Here is a 16,093-nt window from a genome sequence, read left to right as displayed (position 1 = left end):
ACACTCCCCATAATTCTTTTATATATAATAATATCCATCTCAAGTTATATAGTAAAGAATTTTCTGAATTAAAAACCTTTTACTCATTCACTTCCGCCGCTACACGAATTCCAGATTCAATCGCACCTTGAATCCATCCGTGATATAGCGTTGTATGATCTCCAGCGAAGAATATTCTCCCCTCTGGTTTGACAATCGCTGGTTGCAGCTCAGATTCTTGACCTGCTTGAAAAAGTGCAAATCCTCCAAGCGCATACGGATCCAATGTCCAGCTTTTTGATATTCCAGATATAAACTCATCATACACTTGACCACCTAATATTGTTGCTAAGTTGTGTAATGCGTAATAAATACGATCACCTTTCGATAAACCATCCCATAACAATGCGTCATAAGACCATGTATAGCTACCTAACATCATAGCCGGTCCTTTCTCACCAATTCCATAACTTGGATAATAGGCATAACGAATTGGCAAATCTGTTATAATTCTGCCACCTAATTGTCCTTGTTCTTCCCAAAATCGGCTTTTAAATTGAATTCCTATTTTCGTCGCAGGCATATAATGTAATTCACGAATTGCTTTCCATTTTTCATGAGATATAGAATCAAACGGATCTACTTCTACAAAACGCATTGTCGAAAACGGAATGGTAACAATAACTAAATCTCCTGTAATACTGCTATATTCAAAAGTTTCCTCGTTCCGATAGAAAGCTGTCACACCATTATCGTGTTGATGTAACTTCATTAATTTTTGATTATATATAATATTTTCTTCTAATTGCGGTAAAAATGACTTTGGTAATCTATCATTCCCGCCCACAATTTCACAAAATCCGCTCTCCTCTTGCATAATGTATAGAAAGCGTAAAGTCTCTACAAACGACCGTTCTAAAAAACCTTCTAGATCTAATAGAACACCGATCATCTCAATTGTTACTGGCGAAAAGTAAGTATTATACTGATAAGGATGATACTTCAAAAATTGTCCTGTGGAATATCTCCCAAAATCCTTTACTACAACGTCCCAATTTTTTTCTGGGTTCTTTTTTATAAAATTTATAATGGGCTGTACCGCTAACAATAATAATTCCTCTGACGTTTTTCCAACTTCATTCATTTCCACAGGATATCTTAGAATACTTGGATCTTTTTCATATTGTTTTAACGTCGTTTTCCGTCCATTTACGTATATAATATCCGTCTCATTCCTATTAATAAAAGGTCTCACCTGTAGCCCAAATTTTCTTATATATGTCATCGTTAATGTATGCGAATATGGAATCCTCATTGCTCCAACATCTAAATATAATCCGGTATCTTCCATTCTAACCGTTTCTATACGGCCACCTACCCGGTTATTTGCTTCAAAAATTTTCACATCATGTCCTGCAGCCTTTAATAAAGAAGCTGAAACTAACCCAGCCATACCAGCTCCCACTACAATAATTTGTTTTGGGCTTATCGTCTTCTTCAATCCTTTATCTATAACTTTTAACGCTTCATCCATTTCAGTGTTATACATTATATCTTTCTGCACAATTCCACCCCTTACTTCATCAAATGGACGTTAGTGGTTTAATGCATTTTATTCATACATCCCCATAAACATAACATCATTGCAATTTGAATATTCACTAAAAGTACATAAGAGACAGATCTCACATTTCTTTATACTTCGTATAATATAGCAACTGCAAAGAAGGAGTGGTTAAAAATGAAACATACTTATGACTACCATGCTACAAAAAAACATTTAGAATTAAAGAAACAAAACTTATGTAAAAAACTTAACAATATGACACTATCTGAAAAAGAACGTGAACAACTAAAACGTGAAATTGACAACTATGAATATATTTTAAATCTAGTCGAAATGAATCATTATGAACGCGGATTTTCTCGTTAAAAGCGGAAATAAGATTATCCGCTTTTCATTTTGAGCATTTCACTACGCATTTTTCATAAGTAAATATATAATAGGATGTACATTAAGATTGAGAGGTATATTCTATGATCAAGTTAAGTGTATTAGACCAATCACCTATTTCAGATGGTAGCACAGCAGCCCAAGCTTTTTCACATACAGTTACGCTTGCACAAGAAGTTGAAAAACTCGGATTCACACGTTTTTGGGTATCCGAACATCATAATTCCGTAAGCTTAGCTGGTTCAAGTCCAGAAATACTTATTTCTCATATTGCCGCGAAAACGGACCGTATTAGAGTCGGTTCAGGTGGTGTTATGTTACCGCATTATAGCCCATATAAAGTCGCTGAGAATTTCCGTGTTCTAGAAGCACTGTATCCGAACCGCATCGATCTCGGTGTTGGTAGAGCTCCTGGTGGTATGCCAATAGCAACTCGCGCACTTCAAGAAGGGAAAATGGTCTCACTTGATCAATATCCAGAACAAATTGCAGATGTTGCAATGTACTTACATGATCAAGTACCAGAAAACCATCACTATGCAAACTTAAAAGCCACTCCAGTTATCCCAACGTCTCCTGAAATGTGGATGCTCGGTTCTAGCGGAGAGAGCGCTAAAATTGCTGCAAACAACGGAGCTTCTTTCGCATTTGCGCAATTTATTAATGGCTTCGGAGGCCCTGAAGTTATGAGGGCTTACCAAGAACAATATCAGCCTTCATTTTTAGGAGATAAGCCTAATTCAATCGTTGCCATTTTTGTTATATGCGGAGAAACAAATGAAGAAGCGGAAAAAATTGCTTCTAGTTTAGATTTATCAATCTTATTATTAGAGCAAGGAAAACGAACTACTGGTACACCTTCTATTGAAACTGCTCAAAATTATTCATACAGCGCTTATGATTTATTCCGTATAAAAGAAAATCGTCAACGTATGATTGTTGGTGATCCGTCTTCTGTAAAAGAAAAAATAATAAACTTAAGCAAAGCATACAATACTGACGAATTTATGATTGTCACGATTACTCATCAATTTGAACATAAATTAAAGTCTTATCGCTTATTAGCAAATGCTTTTAATTTATAATTCTAAAAAGAGATGCATCACATATGATGCATCTCTTTTTCTTACTACTTATTGTTTTCATTTCCTATATATTCAATAGCTTCTTTTAATAGCTCTTCAAAGTTAATAGGATAATCATGATCTAAGTCAGGCACAACTTTATACTTATGTTCTATATTCTTCTCTCTTAATAGTTGTACAAATTGCTGCGTGGATTCGAAACAATCTTCATCTTGATCCCCGCATACTATATATCCTTTTATATGTTTATCCTGCAGCACTCTTAGCAACTCATCCCATTCTTCAATCTCGGGAAGCCATGGTGCCATAAAAACAAAACCATCAACCTCTATATCTTTTTGCAAAATCGTATATAAAGCTACTCTTGCCCCTGCAGAAAAACCACCAATGATTACATTTTCTACTGTATGGTTTTCTATAAACTTATTGTAATGCCCTTTTAATTCTTCTTTCCCTCTCTCTATATCATCCCAAACAAATCCATCTAAAAACTGAATTTGTGAAGACTGTGGTAAAGCTAACGTGTAATCTTGTGTCAAAACTGATTTCCAATATGGCTCTACTATTTGAATATTTTCTTGGTCACCGTGCAATGTAAGTAGTAGATTTCCTTCTTTCTTGCTGTATATATATTTCACATCTGGTCTTTCCTTTTTATGTGCTAATTCTTCTCTTTCTTTACATAATTGCACCATTGTATGAAATTCTTCAAATTTATGTAGTGATTTTAAATCTTCGTCGGAAATTAAATACTCATTTCCATACCAGAATCCCTTTTCTATAATGGCCTCTCTCATTAAATGTAATGCTTCTTTTTCAAGTCCCGATGCACTTGCGAGTGCATACTTAAAATTATATATTTGCGCCTCATTCCCTATTACACCTGTAGCGTTTTCCATTATATAATTGTACGCTTCAAAACTTCCTTTATTTGCATAACAACGTAACGTTTCATTTAATAATTGAATGTAAGTCATGCTATTTTTCATGTACCAATTCCCCCGAAACCTTTTATAATATTTTTTGCGAATCTTTATACCACTTTGTATAACCCACGCTAACAATACCTTATTCTCAAAAAGATGCTTAATAGTTACTCTTCCCTGTCCAATACATTTAGTATAAATAATAATAGACTGAAAAATCAATATTTTAAAAAACAAAAAAAGACAACAATATATGTATTGTTGTTTTCATTACATCTACCCGCTCTTTTGTTTTTTTCTATCTGGTTTACTTGAAACTAAATAATGTTTTTCTGAAATATATAAGTCTCTTTTTAAGCTACGATTTAAGTAAGGTCCTAGCTTCATTCCGCATATGAGGCGATCTTCGCTACCTTCAACAATTGGGAACATTTCTTTTTCTGTTACGTATTGATCTACTGCTTTTTGTACGACATCAATTTCTTTCACTAGGCTTAAATTTTCTGCTGTATGTTCAAATACCTCAAGCGTTTCCTTCGTTATGAGAAAATCATTTGTTGGAAATGCAGGTAAATACGGTTTTAACAAATCATAATTTACTGTATAATCTTCATTTACTAATACTGTATAAACGATATTAGCATTCGTTTCTAAAAACTGAGCCATCGCTTGTTCTAATTCATCTTTCGTAATTTCCCGCTCTTCTTTTCCAGTTCTGAAAAAGCGAAACATCGCATCGCCTCCTTTTTACTATATTATAGCATAAAAGAAAACTGAAAAATCATAAAAAAACCCATTGAAATAATTTTTCAATGGGTTTCTATTATATTTATCGTTATTTTAAGAATGCACTTAGCATCCATACATGCTGTTCTAATGTTGTATGAATTGCTAACAGCATGTCAGCTGATGTTTCATCACCAGCTTCACCTGCAACTTCCATACCTTCTTTTAATTCTTGAATAAGTGCAGAATAATCATTCACTAATGTTTGCACCATTTCTTCTGCAGATTCTTTGCTTGTCCCTTCGCTGACACTAGATGTTGCGAGATATTCTTTCATTGTCGCTAATGGTTTACCTTCTAAAGCTAAAATACGTTCTGCTAACTCATCAATATACGTTCCAGCCTCATTATAAAACTCTTCAAATTTCTCATGTAATGTAAAGAAGTGTGGCCCTGTCACATACCAGTGATAATTATGTAGTTTAACATATAACACATTCCAGTTTGCTACCTGCTTGTTTAATACTTCAACAACATTTGTTTTCGTACTCATACAATCACTCCTCTTATCATTTTGTAATGTTTATCTTTTAATAACCTAATTACATTTTACCATACATTCCCTTTCCTTTCGAACAATTGGCTTATATGTAACAAAGTTTTAACACCTTTAATGCTTCCCTAATATCATTAAATTCATGTATTTTTTCAAACACTTCATACGTCTAATTGTCCAAGCTCATACATATGCATAATAGTACATCAAGCTCATCATAGTAGAAAGAGGGATAACATGGACAATCAACAATGGCAAGTAGCAAAGAAAGTAGCCGCTACTTATATCGGAACTGTCGTTGGAGCTGGATTTGCTACTGGACGAGAAATTGTTGAATTTTTCACAGTGAATGGATTATACGGGACAATTGGCATATGTGTAAGTGGATTTTTTTTTATTTGGCTTGGCACAAAGATGATGTTACTTTCATCACAAATCGGGGCATTTTCAGCGCAAGAATTTAACAAATATTTATTTGGGGATGTATTTGGGAATGTTGTAAACACATTATTATTACTCGTTTTATTCGGCGTAACGAGCGTTATGTTATCAGGGGCTGGTGCAGTATTTGAAGAGCAACTTCGCTTACCAAGACAACTCGGTATTCTTATTACAGTTATCGCTTGTCTCATTATAAGTAGCCGCGGATTACAAGGTGTTTTTGAAGTAAATACACTTGTCGTACCTATTATGATGATTTTTATTATCGGACTTGCTATTACAACCTTTTTTCACGGTACACCTTCCATTAATAACACTATTCCTGCAGAGAGCTGGAATATGCAATGGATTACTAGCCCTATTACATATGTCGCCTTAAATCTTTCTCTCGCCCAAAGTGTTCTCGTCCCATTAGCCAGTGAAGTAAAGGATCGAAAAGCCATTTTTTGGGGTGGGATTTTAGGTGGTGCTGGACTTTCTTTAATTTTATTATGCAGCCATTTAGCAATCTTATCAGTCGATCAATTTTATCAATATAACATCCCAATGGCTGAAGTCATAAGAAGATTTAATGCAACTTTTCACTTCTTCTTTGTTCTCATTATTTTCGGTGAAGTTTTCACAACTTTAGTTGGTAATGTGTTCGGTATGACAAAACAGATGCAATCTATTACTGGGTGGAAAAATCACAATATTATTTTCTTCATTTTACTAATTAGTTATTGCTTTAGTTACATCGGTTACAGTGACTTACTTCACATTCTATATCCTATCATTGGATGGGTAAGTATTGTTATACTTCCAATCATTGCGTTTAAACAACTTCAAAAAACATAAAAAAGCATCCATGTTATTGGATGCTTTTTTATGTTCATTCACAATCATCACATACTTCCCAGTACGGCCCCATTTCTAATGCTAAATATGGCTTTAACTGCAACCGAATCATTCGACTAGGCATGCGCTCTAAAACAAATTGAATACCTTCTTCATCTTCGTCTAATTCAACTTTTGAAATCGCAATTCTTTGCATAGTCGTAATGGGAATTCCATCTTTATATAAAGTGATTTTCACCTCATCGTATTCATTAAAATATAATTCGACACTCATTTGATTTTTCAGTATTTCATCAACAATTTTAAATGTATTATTTTGTTCTTGGATTATATATTTCCATCCGCCTCTATCTTCTTTCGGAGCTGTTTGAAATAATGTCTCCAAATCCTCGTATAGCATAAGATAACCCCTCTCTTACTAAAAAACGATGAGTATTTTATATACCCTTTATCTCTATCACTATCCATAGCTATTGTACCATATATCACCGTTCTTACCGTATTCATTTGCTTTATACATACTTATAAAATAACTAATTCTATCTCCATTATTATGTATATTACCTCATTACTCCATACACTCTTACAAGTTCAAATAACGTCAGACTTTAATCCATGCAAATATTGTCTACTCTCTGCTTTTATTAGCTCACAGCATTCACACTTTTATATATAGTAAGACTACCACAAATAAAAAAGGAGAGTGACTTATACCACTCCCCTTAAAAGAACTTCCCTATAGCTGCTAAAACTAATACGATTATTAAAATTGCAAATAATAATGAGACAATGAAACTAAAAATAGGTAACGCTTTCTTTTCATTCTTCTTAAATAGTAACTTTAAACTAAGAAAAATATTTACTGGTACAAGTATAAAATAAAAATATTTAACAATTTGCACCGAGCTATTCGAAAGTGTTTTTAATATAAACACTTCAATTAGAAAAACAATAAAAAATGAAATACTTAGCCAAAATGAGACGTAACTAAGCCAAGAATGTCTTTTTGTCCCCCAGTATACTCCCATAATACACTCCTTTTATTTGTATTCTATACGTTAATAATTATACACAAAGCTAACAAATACCTCTATTTTTCGACAAATATTATACGAAATACCATTTTAAACGTCATAAAGGAAGTTTACATCTCCATTTGATTTTACATAATAAAACAGACTCCCCTCTATTGGCATAATGCTACTAGAGGTAGTCTGTTCTCTATTAGACTTTAAATCTGTCAATTAGTCCTTGCAACTCTTCAGCCATTTGAGATAACGTGCCTGCTGCAGATCCAATTTCCTCCATCGAAGCTAGCTGTTCTTCAGCTGAAGCCGCAACATTTTGTGTGCTTGTCGCATTATTTTGTGCTGTCATTGCAATTTGTCCTACCGAAATAGATACTTCATTTGCCCCTTTTGACATTCCATTAGCCGTTTCAACCATCGTCTTAATTTGATTAGCTATTTCATTTGTAGATTGTAAGATTTCAGCAAAGTTTTGCTTCGTTTCATTTGCGATAACAAGTCCAGATTGAACTTCCTCATTTACATGATTCATAGATTTGACTGTCTTACCCATATCATCTTGTATTTCACATATTAATTTACTAATTTCACTAGAAGATACGCTAGACTGCTCTGCCAATTTACGCACTTCATCTGCAACAATTGCGAAACCTCTTCCATGCTCACCGGCTCTTGCGGCTTCAATCGCCGCATTTAGAGCTAGAAGGTTTGTTTGATCTGCAATATTTTGAATTACTTCTAAAATATCACCAATTTGTTTTGATTTATTATTTAGTAATTGTATAACTGCATCTGATTGTGAAACCGATTCTGCAATAGACTGCATCTGGTTTACTGTTCTTCCTACTAGTTTCCCACCATCTTCTGCTTTTTCACGAGTATGTGCAGAAGCCGTATTAATAGATGATGAACTATTTGCTACATGTTGAATTCCTTCCGTTACATCAAACAGTAACATAGCGCCATTTTCTACGCTTGTTGTTTGCATCGTTGCCCCACTTGATATTTCATCCATTGCGATTGTGATTTGCTCAGTCGCTTCACTTGCTTGCCTTACACTTGCAGTTAGCTCTTCTGATGCCGCTGCAACATGCCCAACTGAATCGTTAATTCTTCCAATTAACGTCCGTAACGAATTCGTCATCTCATTAAAGCCTTTAGCAAGTTGGCCGATTTCATCATTAGAATGAATTTCAATTGTTTGCGTTAAATCCCCTTCGCTTATTTCTTTAGAGGTAACAACTAATCTCTTTAAAGGCTTCGTAATTGAAAGTGTCACAAAATAAATAAGTGCCCCGCCTACTACTAATGAGATAAGCATAACAATTAACATATTATAAAATACAGGTTGAGCAGCTTCAATTACTTCAGTTGCGTACATCGTCCCACCAATTTTCCAACCTGTTTTTACGTTTGTAGCAAATACCATATTCTTTTCACTACCACCATAAGAATATGTAAAAGCACCATGATTATCTTCATAAATTTTCTTTGCCCAAGAATCAGCTGCTTTATCCCCTGATTTTTCTTGTGGATGAGCAATGATTTTTTGCTTTCCATCTAAAATGAAGGCATATCCTTTTTTACCAATATTGATTAACTTTGTTGTTTTTAATAAATTGTCTAAACTTAAATCTAGCGCAACAACCCCATTTTTATCTTCTGTTTGTTTCGCAATCGTTACGACAATATGTCCATTTCCTTTTGCCTTATATGGCTCGCTAACAACAATACCACCTTGTTTTGCCACTGCATCTTTATACCAAGGTCGTGTTGTTGGATCATAATCTGCTGCCATTTGTATATTTGGTTCCTGTACAAATTTCTTATCATTACCGGCAACATACACTTGTTCAACATCTATATTCAAATTGATATACTGAGATAATGTCTTTCTTAGCTCATCCTGATTATCCCCTTGATACATATTCGCTTGAATTACTCGTGCAAAGTTATTCACATCGTTAAATTTTGCTTCAATCATTTGATTGATTAAATTATCTAATATTTTTATATTATCGTTAGCACTACTCGTAATTTGTGATTCAAAATTCTTTTTAGCAGTTTGATAAGACATGCCCCCGATTATAGAAACGGCTGCAATTAAAATTACAAAGAATGAAATTAATAGCTTTTTTGCTACTTTCATATCACGAAACAAATTTAATAGTTTACCCATTATGAACCTCCTAATTTTAAAATTCAAAAGTTAAATTGAGTTAATTATGAATATTTCCCATTCCTTAATTATTATTTTCATAACCTATTATGGTGAATACTTTGTAAAGTTTAAACAATTAATTTCTCTTTGTCTATATATACGAATAATATTATTATAAAATTTACAAATAGAAAAAACCAAAGGGGCCCCTTTGGTTTTTACATTTTTTTATGTTGTTTAGAAATTTTCTTCCATTTATCACGCTCTGCTCTGGCAAGGATTGCATCTTGTTTCCTCATAAAATACGCCAGTTCTCTTTGTAATTTTTTATAGCTTTTCAAACGATCTATCGTAATAAGTCCGTTTTCAATTGCACTATACACCGCGCATCCTGGTTCATTCTCATGCTTACAATCACGGAAACGACATGTTGTCGTAAGTTCTTCAATATCAGAGAATGCTGTTTGAATCGCTTCGCTTCCTTCCCAAAGTTGCAATTCCCTCATGCCAGGCGTATCAATCACGAGAGCGCCACTAGGCAATTGGAATAATTCTCGATGCGTTGTCGTATGCCTCCCCCTACTATCCTCTTCACGTATATCTCCCGTTTTTGCTACATCAATTCCTATTAGAGCATTTAACAAAGTTGACTTTCCTACCCCTGATGATCCAACTAAAGCAATTGTTTTCCCTGAAGAAACGAATTGTTTCAACGAATCTATACCTGTATGCTCTAAACTATCAACAACGAAAATAGGAACACCAATTGCTATAGCTTCCGTTTCTACAATTTTCTCTTCCACATCATTACATATACTACTCTTTGTTAAAACAATAACTGGCATAGCGCCACTTTCATACGCTAATAATAAATAACGTTCCATCCTTCTAACATTAAAATCATGATTAAGTGCATTCACTAAAAATAAATAATCTACATTTGCTGCTATAATCTGTTCTTCTGTTCTTGTTCCAGCCTCTTGTCTTGAGAAAGAGCTTCTTCGCTGGAAAATACGATGAATAATCGCTTTCTTTTCATCTTCTATTTTCTTTATATACACCCAATCACCAACTGCTGGATAATCGCCTTTCGTAACTGCTTCATGCCGAAACTTCCCAGACAGTTCTGCCATATACTCACCATCATTACAAATAATTCGATATATATGCTTATGCTCGAGTAAAATTCGTCCTACTTCAAAGTTCTCAACAGCTTGTTCCTCAAAAAAAGAATCCCAGCCGAACGATTCTAAAATATTTTGATTCAAATTGATATCCTCCCTAGTGTAAGCTAAGCGGAAGGATCGTGCGCTCACTTATATAGTCTCGCCCTTTCCATCCACCTTTGTATTTGGTTTATTATTCATATAAGTTATTTTCGCCATAATACATCACCCCGTTCTTCTTTTAATTACTCTCATTATATGGAATTCTCCTATAAAAAGCTACATTATTTAACATAATTTTCAAACAACTTTCTTTTGAACATTCTAATTTGTCCTCGGTGACTAATTTCATCTTCTAGCACATGATACCAAAGATAGTGCTGGTTATATATTACACCGTTAGGCCACTTTCTTTCTGACATGAGCCACTCATCACTTTGTTCACTTAAATACTTCAGAGATTCTTCTCGAACACTTTGTAGAAGTTGTACATAATACTGTACTTCATGACCACGGATCGCTCTACCCGCTTCCCCTAAATACAGTGCATCTTCCCATATTTCTAATTCTTCTTTTGTAAAGTCACGATTTTGAAATGAAATAAGCTGATGAACTTTTTCAATAGCTGCTATATGCTTTAATAAGGCACCAATTGAATTTCCGCTGCTCTGCATAATTAAGTCTAATTGCTCAACTGATAAATTTTTTACTTCGCCTAATGTTACAGCTCTCGTATGCTCAAGCATGCTTACTAATTCCCCTATATTTTTTGTATAACCATCTACACTTCTTATTCGATAATCTATCTTCATATCACGCACCCCTTTCTGCATTCATATTATTGTAAAAATGATTCATATAATAGACTGAAACCTTTCGAAATTTTCTGTTATAATTAAATTGAATACAAAATATACCCAAACAAACTTTCTCAATATGCTTATATGAAATATTAAAAGGAATCAATATAAAATAATCGAATCTTATTCACTAAAAGGAGTGGATTCGATGGAAATGTATCAATGGCTAACTGCTATACTCGTTGGTGGCATTACCGGCTTCGTTTCCCATCTAATCAATAACCAAGGTAAGTTATTGCTTCCACGCCGTTTGAAAACATTTTTTCATTTTGGATTTTTAACTGACATTTTTACTGGTAGCCTAGCCGCACTTCTTGGGCTCGTTTTATTCGATGTCACCGCAATAAAAGAAATTATAAAAGTATCCATTGTAACTGCTATTTCCGGTCAAACTTTCTTACTACATCAAGCTCTTGGTGGCGAACAGGCTAAAAATACGCAAATTGGGAAAGCTGATGAGAAGATTCAAGAAATTGACAAATTATTGCGACGTTAGTGTATACTTTCTTTTAAAATTATTGTTATAATGAGAAATAAATATTTTCTATTGCGTCGTTTGTCAGGAGAAAGGGTGTTTCGTATGACAAAAAAGAAAATAGAAGATTTCTTAACAAACTCCGAAAAAGAGGAACTGCTAGAAAACTATAAATGTTTACGAGAAGCCCGCACAAAAAGCGAAGCTAACTATTTTGGTGAAGCAGTAAACCATCTATTAAATAAAGCAAAACAACGAATTATTAAAGATGCAGGTATACATGATGAAAATGCTGCAACTGTTCAATCAAAGAGAAAAGCACTGTTTTAGCTACATTAGCTAAAACAGTGCTTTTTATTTAGAATTTTTTTCTTTCCATGCTATATTCTCTCTGCCTTTATCTTTCCATTTTTACAGTTTCAAAAGTCATCTAGACCTAAAGATCAACCTAATAATATTAGCCCACGCAAACCATTTTAATAATAGATAAAATAATTGAACTAGTAATGCTACAAACTAAATAAGTTTATTAAATCGCTTCTTTTAAATCTGAATGCGGATTTGGTCCGTATTGATTGTCATTTTCTTCACTTTCAATGATAAAAAATACAAGTAAAACAACGCTACCAAACGGTACAAAATTTAATAGTTGCCACCATCCCGTTTTCCCAATATCATGTAATCGTCGTGCACCAACCGAAAAACTTGGTATAATCATTACTAACATAAATAGCAACGCAATAATAGCAACTAACACCTCTGAAAATGATGATACAAATAACAGTAGCCAAAAAATTACGATATTGGATAAACTAAAAATCCAGTACTCTTTTCGCGTAGCTCTACCACTAAAATTCCCATAATTCTTTAGAGCTTTCAAATACCATTGCATTTAAACCTCTCCCTTTTATCCCCAATAAAATTAAAATATGTAATTATTAACAGATAAGTAGAAATATAACACAACATTTATGTAAAATCCATATCCCCATCTAAATTGCCCTCTATTTAAATAGTTTTTTCCTTCGGCATTTTTCACATTACTTTCACATCTATTTCACAAATATAAGTAGTCCGATATGCTAAACTAAGTATATCCTTTTCCAAGGAACTATATGCCGATATATAAATCCCTATCTTTATAGGGATTTTTATTTTTTGATTCCTCATAACTTTGTTACAATCCATTTCTTCTACTATTTCTATACTTTTAGTAACTACTTTAATTAAAAGCACATTCATGTATTCACACTCTTATTAATTCTGATTTGCGAAATATTTATACAAGCTTTATGATGCAATTCCTGTTTCACTACTTTCAGTAAGTTTTTCACTTTTTCTAAACAAAAATAAAGCTCCTATATATAGTAAAGCAGTAAAACTACCTATAAGTATAAAATTGTGAGATACTGCAAATAACATTCCTGCTATTGCCGCACCAATCATTTGACCAATATACATAGAAGCATTTGCAAGCGCGGCTCCTGTTCCTCTTGCTGCACTAGATATGTTTTGTAAGTGCCTCATCATTAATACAAACAAAATTCCTGTCCAAAAAAACAAAGCAAAGAACGATAACTCCACCAATACAATGTTCTTTACATGTGGAAGTAATACATATAGCACTGCTGTAAATATAATTCCACCATAGAAAGAAAGGTTATAACCAATTTTATTTACGATTCTAGGACCAAAAATATTACCAGTTAAATTTCCTAACCCTAATACGAGCATAGCTGTACCTACTTCATGAACTTGTAAGCCAAATTGAATGGAAAGCCATACACCAAAAAATGAAAATGCAGCAAAATTTCCGGTTTGAAAAACAAAGTATGCAAAATAAGAAAGTGAAACCTTTGAATCTGTAAGTAATTGTTTATAACGCTGTAAAATCGCTTTTTTATTTCCACCTATATGAACCGACTGGATTTCTGGTAATACAACATAAATAAGAATGACAAGTAGTGCTGATAATATACCAATGAAATAGAATGGGATTGTATAATGTATCGTTGCTAAATAAGCTCCCAGTGGCAGCCCTAAAATTTGAGAGATTGATAACCCTGCTGTTGCAACCCCAATTGCTTTCACAATTTGCTTCTTCTCTATAAGGAGCGGAATAGATGCCCACACTTGTGGAGATACAAAAGCTGCACTTACACCTGCTAAAAATCTAAATCTTAGCATCTATAAAAAACTCGGTGCAATTCCACACAAAAACGTACTTACTGCAAAAAAACTCATACCTAGTACCATCACTTTTTTTCTGTTTAATCCATCTGATATAGGACCAGCAATAAGCGCAAATCCAGCATACCCTAAAGCATACGAACTCACCATCCATCCTGACAACTCAGTTGAAACATGATACACCTGTTGCAATGTCGGCAACAGTGGTGAAATTAAGAAAGTATCTGTACCGATCATAAACATTATCATAAAAAATACAGCTAGTACTCTGTTCATTTAGACCTTCTCCTTATATAAACAGAGGGTACTCTCCCTCTGTTTAACTAATCTTCTAAAATAGATTGGATTTCTTTCATGACTCTTTCATTCAATGCAACGTCTACCGCTTTCACACTTTCTCTTACCTGCTCTGCCCGCTTTCCACCAGGTATAACAGTATCAATTCCTTCTTTATTTAATAACCATGCTAACGCTAAATGAGACACTTCAATATCATTTTCTTTAGCTAGCCCTTTTAACTTATTCACTTTCTTAAAATTACTCTTATATGTATTTTCTTCAAATAGATTTACATTTTGACGCCAATCGACTTCATTTAATTTGAAATCTTCTGTATATTTTCCACCTAATATTCCAAAAGCAAGAGGCCCATATGGAATAAATGAAATACCCGCTTCTATACAATACGGCAACAGTTCTTCCTCAGCTGTACGTTCTAACATATTGTATGGAGATTGTACAACATCTATATGACCATGTTGATTCGCCTCTTTTAATTGTTCTATGTTTACGTTCGATATTCCAATTGAACGAATTTTCCCTTCTTCTTTTAAATGAGTAAGCTCTCCGATTGAATCTATGTAACTTGTTTCAGGATTTGTAAAGTGTAAATAATATAAATCAATATATTCAGTCTGTAATCTTCTTAAGCTATTTTCCACAGCATTCCTTAAATAACTTGGTTCATTGTTAATATAAGTTTCTCCATTTAACAACGGTTGAATTCCACCTTTTGTAGCAAGTATAAACTCATGACGTTTTCCCTTTAATACTTCTCCTACTAATTCCTCTGATCTACCGAAACCATATGAATCTGCTGTATCAAAAAATGTAATCCCTTGCTGAATAGCTTCTTCTACTAATCGCTTTCCTTCTTCTTCATTCACATCAGCATATAAATTATGTCCCCCTACTGCATTTGTACCTAAACCCAACTTTGAAATATTTAATCCTGCCTTTTGCAATTTTGTATACTTCATTTTTTCTCCCCCTATATTTCTATTGTTCGAATATATTCGAACAATAGAAATATACCACTTTATATGTTATAGTGCAAATATCTTAACTTATACAAGTAGGTGAAATATGCGTACACTCTATCATCCAAATCGAGAAGAAATTCAATTTTCTTCTGTCTTATATGCACTTAGCGATCAAATTCGTTTACAAATTGTAAATATGTTACTAGAGAAAAGTGAACAATCTTGTGGTGCTTTAAACATCCCTATTGCGAAATCAACTTTATCTCACCATTTCAAAGTTTTACGTGAGTCAGGTGTTATGTACACGCGCCTTGAAGGAACACAACGTTTCATTTCAATTCGTGAAGAAGATTTAAATGCTAGATTCCCAGGTTTATTACAAGTTGTATTACATGCGACAGAGCCATATTAAAAAAACATCTCATATTCATATGAGATGTTTTTTTA

18 protein-coding genes and 2 pseudogenes are annotated in these 16,093 nt (G+C 33.6%); 6 read left to right on the top strand and 14 right to left on the bottom strand.

The window, feature by feature from the left end:
• Positions 1–79: 79 nt before the first annotated feature.
• On the bottom strand, positions 80–1,543 hold the full coding sequence (locus ACS2QP_RS04460; protein WP_001168120.1) for a flavin monoamine oxidase family protein: 1,464 nt from the start codon (positions 1,541–1,543) through the stop codon (positions 80–82).
• Between the two features lie 177 nt (positions 1,544–1,720).
• Here ACS2QP_RS04460 and ACS2QP_RS04455 point away from each other — a divergent pair, with 177 nt between their 5' ends.
• Together ACS2QP_RS04455 and ACS2QP_RS04450 are read left to right on the top strand one after the other, a co-directional pair.
• Positions 1,721–1,912, top strand: a complete 192-nt coding sequence (locus ACS2QP_RS04455) for a DUF3896 family protein (RefSeq protein WP_000683361.1) — start codon at positions 1,721–1,723, stop codon at positions 1,910–1,912.
• 104 nt (positions 1,913–2,016) lie between these two features.
• The gene (locus ACS2QP_RS04450) at positions 2,017–3,018 is read left to right on the top strand and encodes an LLM class flavin-dependent oxidoreductase (RefSeq protein ID WP_000594045.1); all 1,002 of its coding nucleotides are present in this window, start codon (positions 2,017–2,019) and stop codon (positions 3,016–3,018) included.
• 44 nt (positions 3,019–3,062) lie between these two features.
• Here the strand turns inward: ACS2QP_RS04450 and ACS2QP_RS04445 are convergent, their stop codons facing one another.
• The 3 genes from ACS2QP_RS04445 to ACS2QP_RS04435 all read right to left on the bottom strand — a co-directional run bounded on the left by ACS2QP_RS04445 (position 3,063) and on the right by ACS2QP_RS04435 (position 5,223).
• A complete protein-coding gene (locus ACS2QP_RS04445; RefSeq protein WP_000798315.1) occupies positions 3,063–4,007 on the bottom strand; it encodes an alpha/beta hydrolase in 945 nt (314 codons plus the stop codon).
• Between the two features lie 213 nt (positions 4,008–4,220).
• Positions 4,221–4,676, bottom strand: coding sequence for a DUF3939 domain-containing protein (locus tag ACS2QP_RS04440; RefSeq protein ID WP_000488210.1), 456 nt, complete (start codon positions 4,674–4,676; stop codon positions 4,221–4,223).
• A 103-nt stretch (positions 4,677–4,779) separates the two neighbouring features.
• Positions 4,780–5,223, bottom strand: a complete 444-nt coding sequence (locus tag ACS2QP_RS04435; RefSeq protein ID WP_000105199.1) for a Dps family protein — start codon at positions 5,221–5,223, stop codon at positions 4,780–4,782.
• A gap of 240 nt (positions 5,224–5,463) precedes the next feature.
• Between ACS2QP_RS04435 and ACS2QP_RS04430 the strand changes: the two genes are divergently transcribed.
• Positions 5,464–6,504 (top strand): YkvI family membrane protein, encoded by a 1,041-nt coding sequence (locus ACS2QP_RS04430; RefSeq protein WP_438882157.1) that lies wholly within the window; start codon positions 5,464–5,466, stop codon positions 6,502–6,504.
• Between the two features lie 34 nt (positions 6,505–6,538).
• On the opposite strand, the gene ACS2QP_RS04425 is transcribed toward ACS2QP_RS04430, so the two are convergent.
• From ACS2QP_RS04425 to ACS2QP_RS04400, 6 genes and pseudogenes are all read right to left on the bottom strand, one after another.
• Positions 6,539–6,904 carry a DUF3979 family protein gene (locus tag ACS2QP_RS04425; RefSeq protein WP_000965068.1) on the bottom strand — a complete coding sequence of 122 codons (366 nt, stop codon included), beginning with the start codon at positions 6,902–6,904 and terminating at the stop codon, positions 6,539–6,541.
• A 322-nt stretch (positions 6,905–7,226) separates the two neighbouring features.
• Positions 7,227–7,532 carry a hypothetical protein gene (locus ACS2QP_RS04420; protein WP_000539571.1) on the bottom strand — a complete coding sequence of 102 codons (306 nt, stop codon included), beginning with the start codon at positions 7,530–7,532 and terminating at the stop codon, positions 7,227–7,229.
• A 196-nt stretch (positions 7,533–7,728) separates the two neighbouring features.
• Positions 7,729–8,520: a methyl-accepting chemotaxis protein gene (locus tag ACS2QP_RS04415; RefSeq protein WP_438882228.1), complete on the bottom strand. Its 792-nt coding sequence runs from the start codon at positions 8,518–8,520 to the stop codon at positions 7,729–7,731.
• 150 nt (positions 8,521–8,670) lie between these two features.
• Positions 8,671–9,609, bottom strand: a pseudogene (locus ACS2QP_RS04410) (HAMP domain-containing protein); the annotation flags it as partial.
• A 302-nt stretch (positions 9,610–9,911) separates the two neighbouring features.
• The gene (rsgA, locus tag ACS2QP_RS04405) at positions 9,912–10,961 is read right to left on the bottom strand and encodes a ribosome small subunit-dependent GTPase A (RefSeq protein WP_001073052.1); all 1,050 of its coding nucleotides are present in this window, start codon (positions 10,959–10,961) and stop codon (positions 9,912–9,914) included.
• Between the two features lie 182 nt (positions 10,962–11,143).
• Positions 11,144–11,671, bottom strand: coding sequence for a DinB family protein (locus tag ACS2QP_RS04400; protein WP_000687339.1), 528 nt, complete (start codon positions 11,669–11,671; stop codon positions 11,144–11,146).
• A gap of 196 nt (positions 11,672–11,867) precedes the next feature.
• On the opposite strand from ACS2QP_RS04400, the gene ACS2QP_RS04395 reads away from it, so the two are divergent.
• Both ACS2QP_RS04395 and ACS2QP_RS04390 read left to right on the top strand, forming a co-directional pair.
• Positions 11,868–12,215 (top strand): DUF4257 domain-containing protein, encoded by a 348-nt coding sequence (locus ACS2QP_RS04395; protein WP_000426310.1) that lies wholly within the window; start codon positions 11,868–11,870, stop codon positions 12,213–12,215.
• Positions 12,216–12,299: 84 nt separating this feature from the next.
• Complete coding sequence (locus tag ACS2QP_RS04390; protein ID WP_000162602.1) at positions 12,300–12,524, top strand: hypothetical protein; 225 nt, start codon at positions 12,300–12,302, stop codon at positions 12,522–12,524.
• A 199-nt stretch (positions 12,525–12,723) separates the two neighbouring features.
• On the opposite strand, the gene ACS2QP_RS04385 is transcribed toward ACS2QP_RS04390, so the two are convergent.
• The 4 genes and pseudogenes from ACS2QP_RS04385 to ACS2QP_RS04370 all read right to left on the bottom strand — a co-directional run bounded on the left by ACS2QP_RS04385 (position 12,724) and on the right by ACS2QP_RS04370 (position 15,643).
• On the bottom strand, positions 12,724–13,086 hold the full coding sequence (locus ACS2QP_RS04385; RefSeq protein WP_438882156.1) for a DUF805 domain-containing protein: 363 nt from the start codon (positions 13,084–13,086) through the stop codon (positions 12,724–12,726).
• A gap of 143 nt (positions 13,087–13,229) precedes the next feature.
• Positions 13,230–13,436 (bottom strand): hypothetical protein, encoded by a 207-nt coding sequence (locus tag ACS2QP_RS04380; protein ID WP_001101738.1) that lies wholly within the window; start codon positions 13,434–13,436, stop codon positions 13,230–13,232.
• A 48-nt stretch (positions 13,437–13,484) separates the two neighbouring features.
• Positions 13,485–14,660: pseudogene (locus ACS2QP_RS04375) on the bottom strand (MFS transporter).
• A gap of 47 nt (positions 14,661–14,707) precedes the next feature.
• Positions 14,708–15,643 carry an aldo/keto reductase gene (locus tag ACS2QP_RS04370; protein ID WP_000877965.1) on the bottom strand — a complete coding sequence of 312 codons (936 nt, stop codon included), beginning with the start codon at positions 15,641–15,643 and terminating at the stop codon, positions 14,708–14,710.
• Between the two features lie 106 nt (positions 15,644–15,749).
• Between ACS2QP_RS04370 and ACS2QP_RS04365 the strand changes: the two genes are divergently transcribed.
• Entirely contained in the window at positions 15,750–16,058 is a 309-nt protein-coding gene (locus tag ACS2QP_RS04365; RefSeq protein ID WP_001259909.1) for an ArsR/SmtB family transcription factor, read from the top strand.
• Positions 16,059–16,093 lie beyond the last annotated feature (35 nt).

The sequence above is a fragment of the Bacillus cereus group sp. Bce019 genome (assembly GCF_051781745.1).
Classification (GTDB): Bacteria; Bacillota; Bacilli; order Bacillales; family Bacillaceae_G; genus Bacillus_A; species Bacillus_A cereus.
This window is presented reverse-complemented; position numbering and strand designations above follow the sequence as displayed.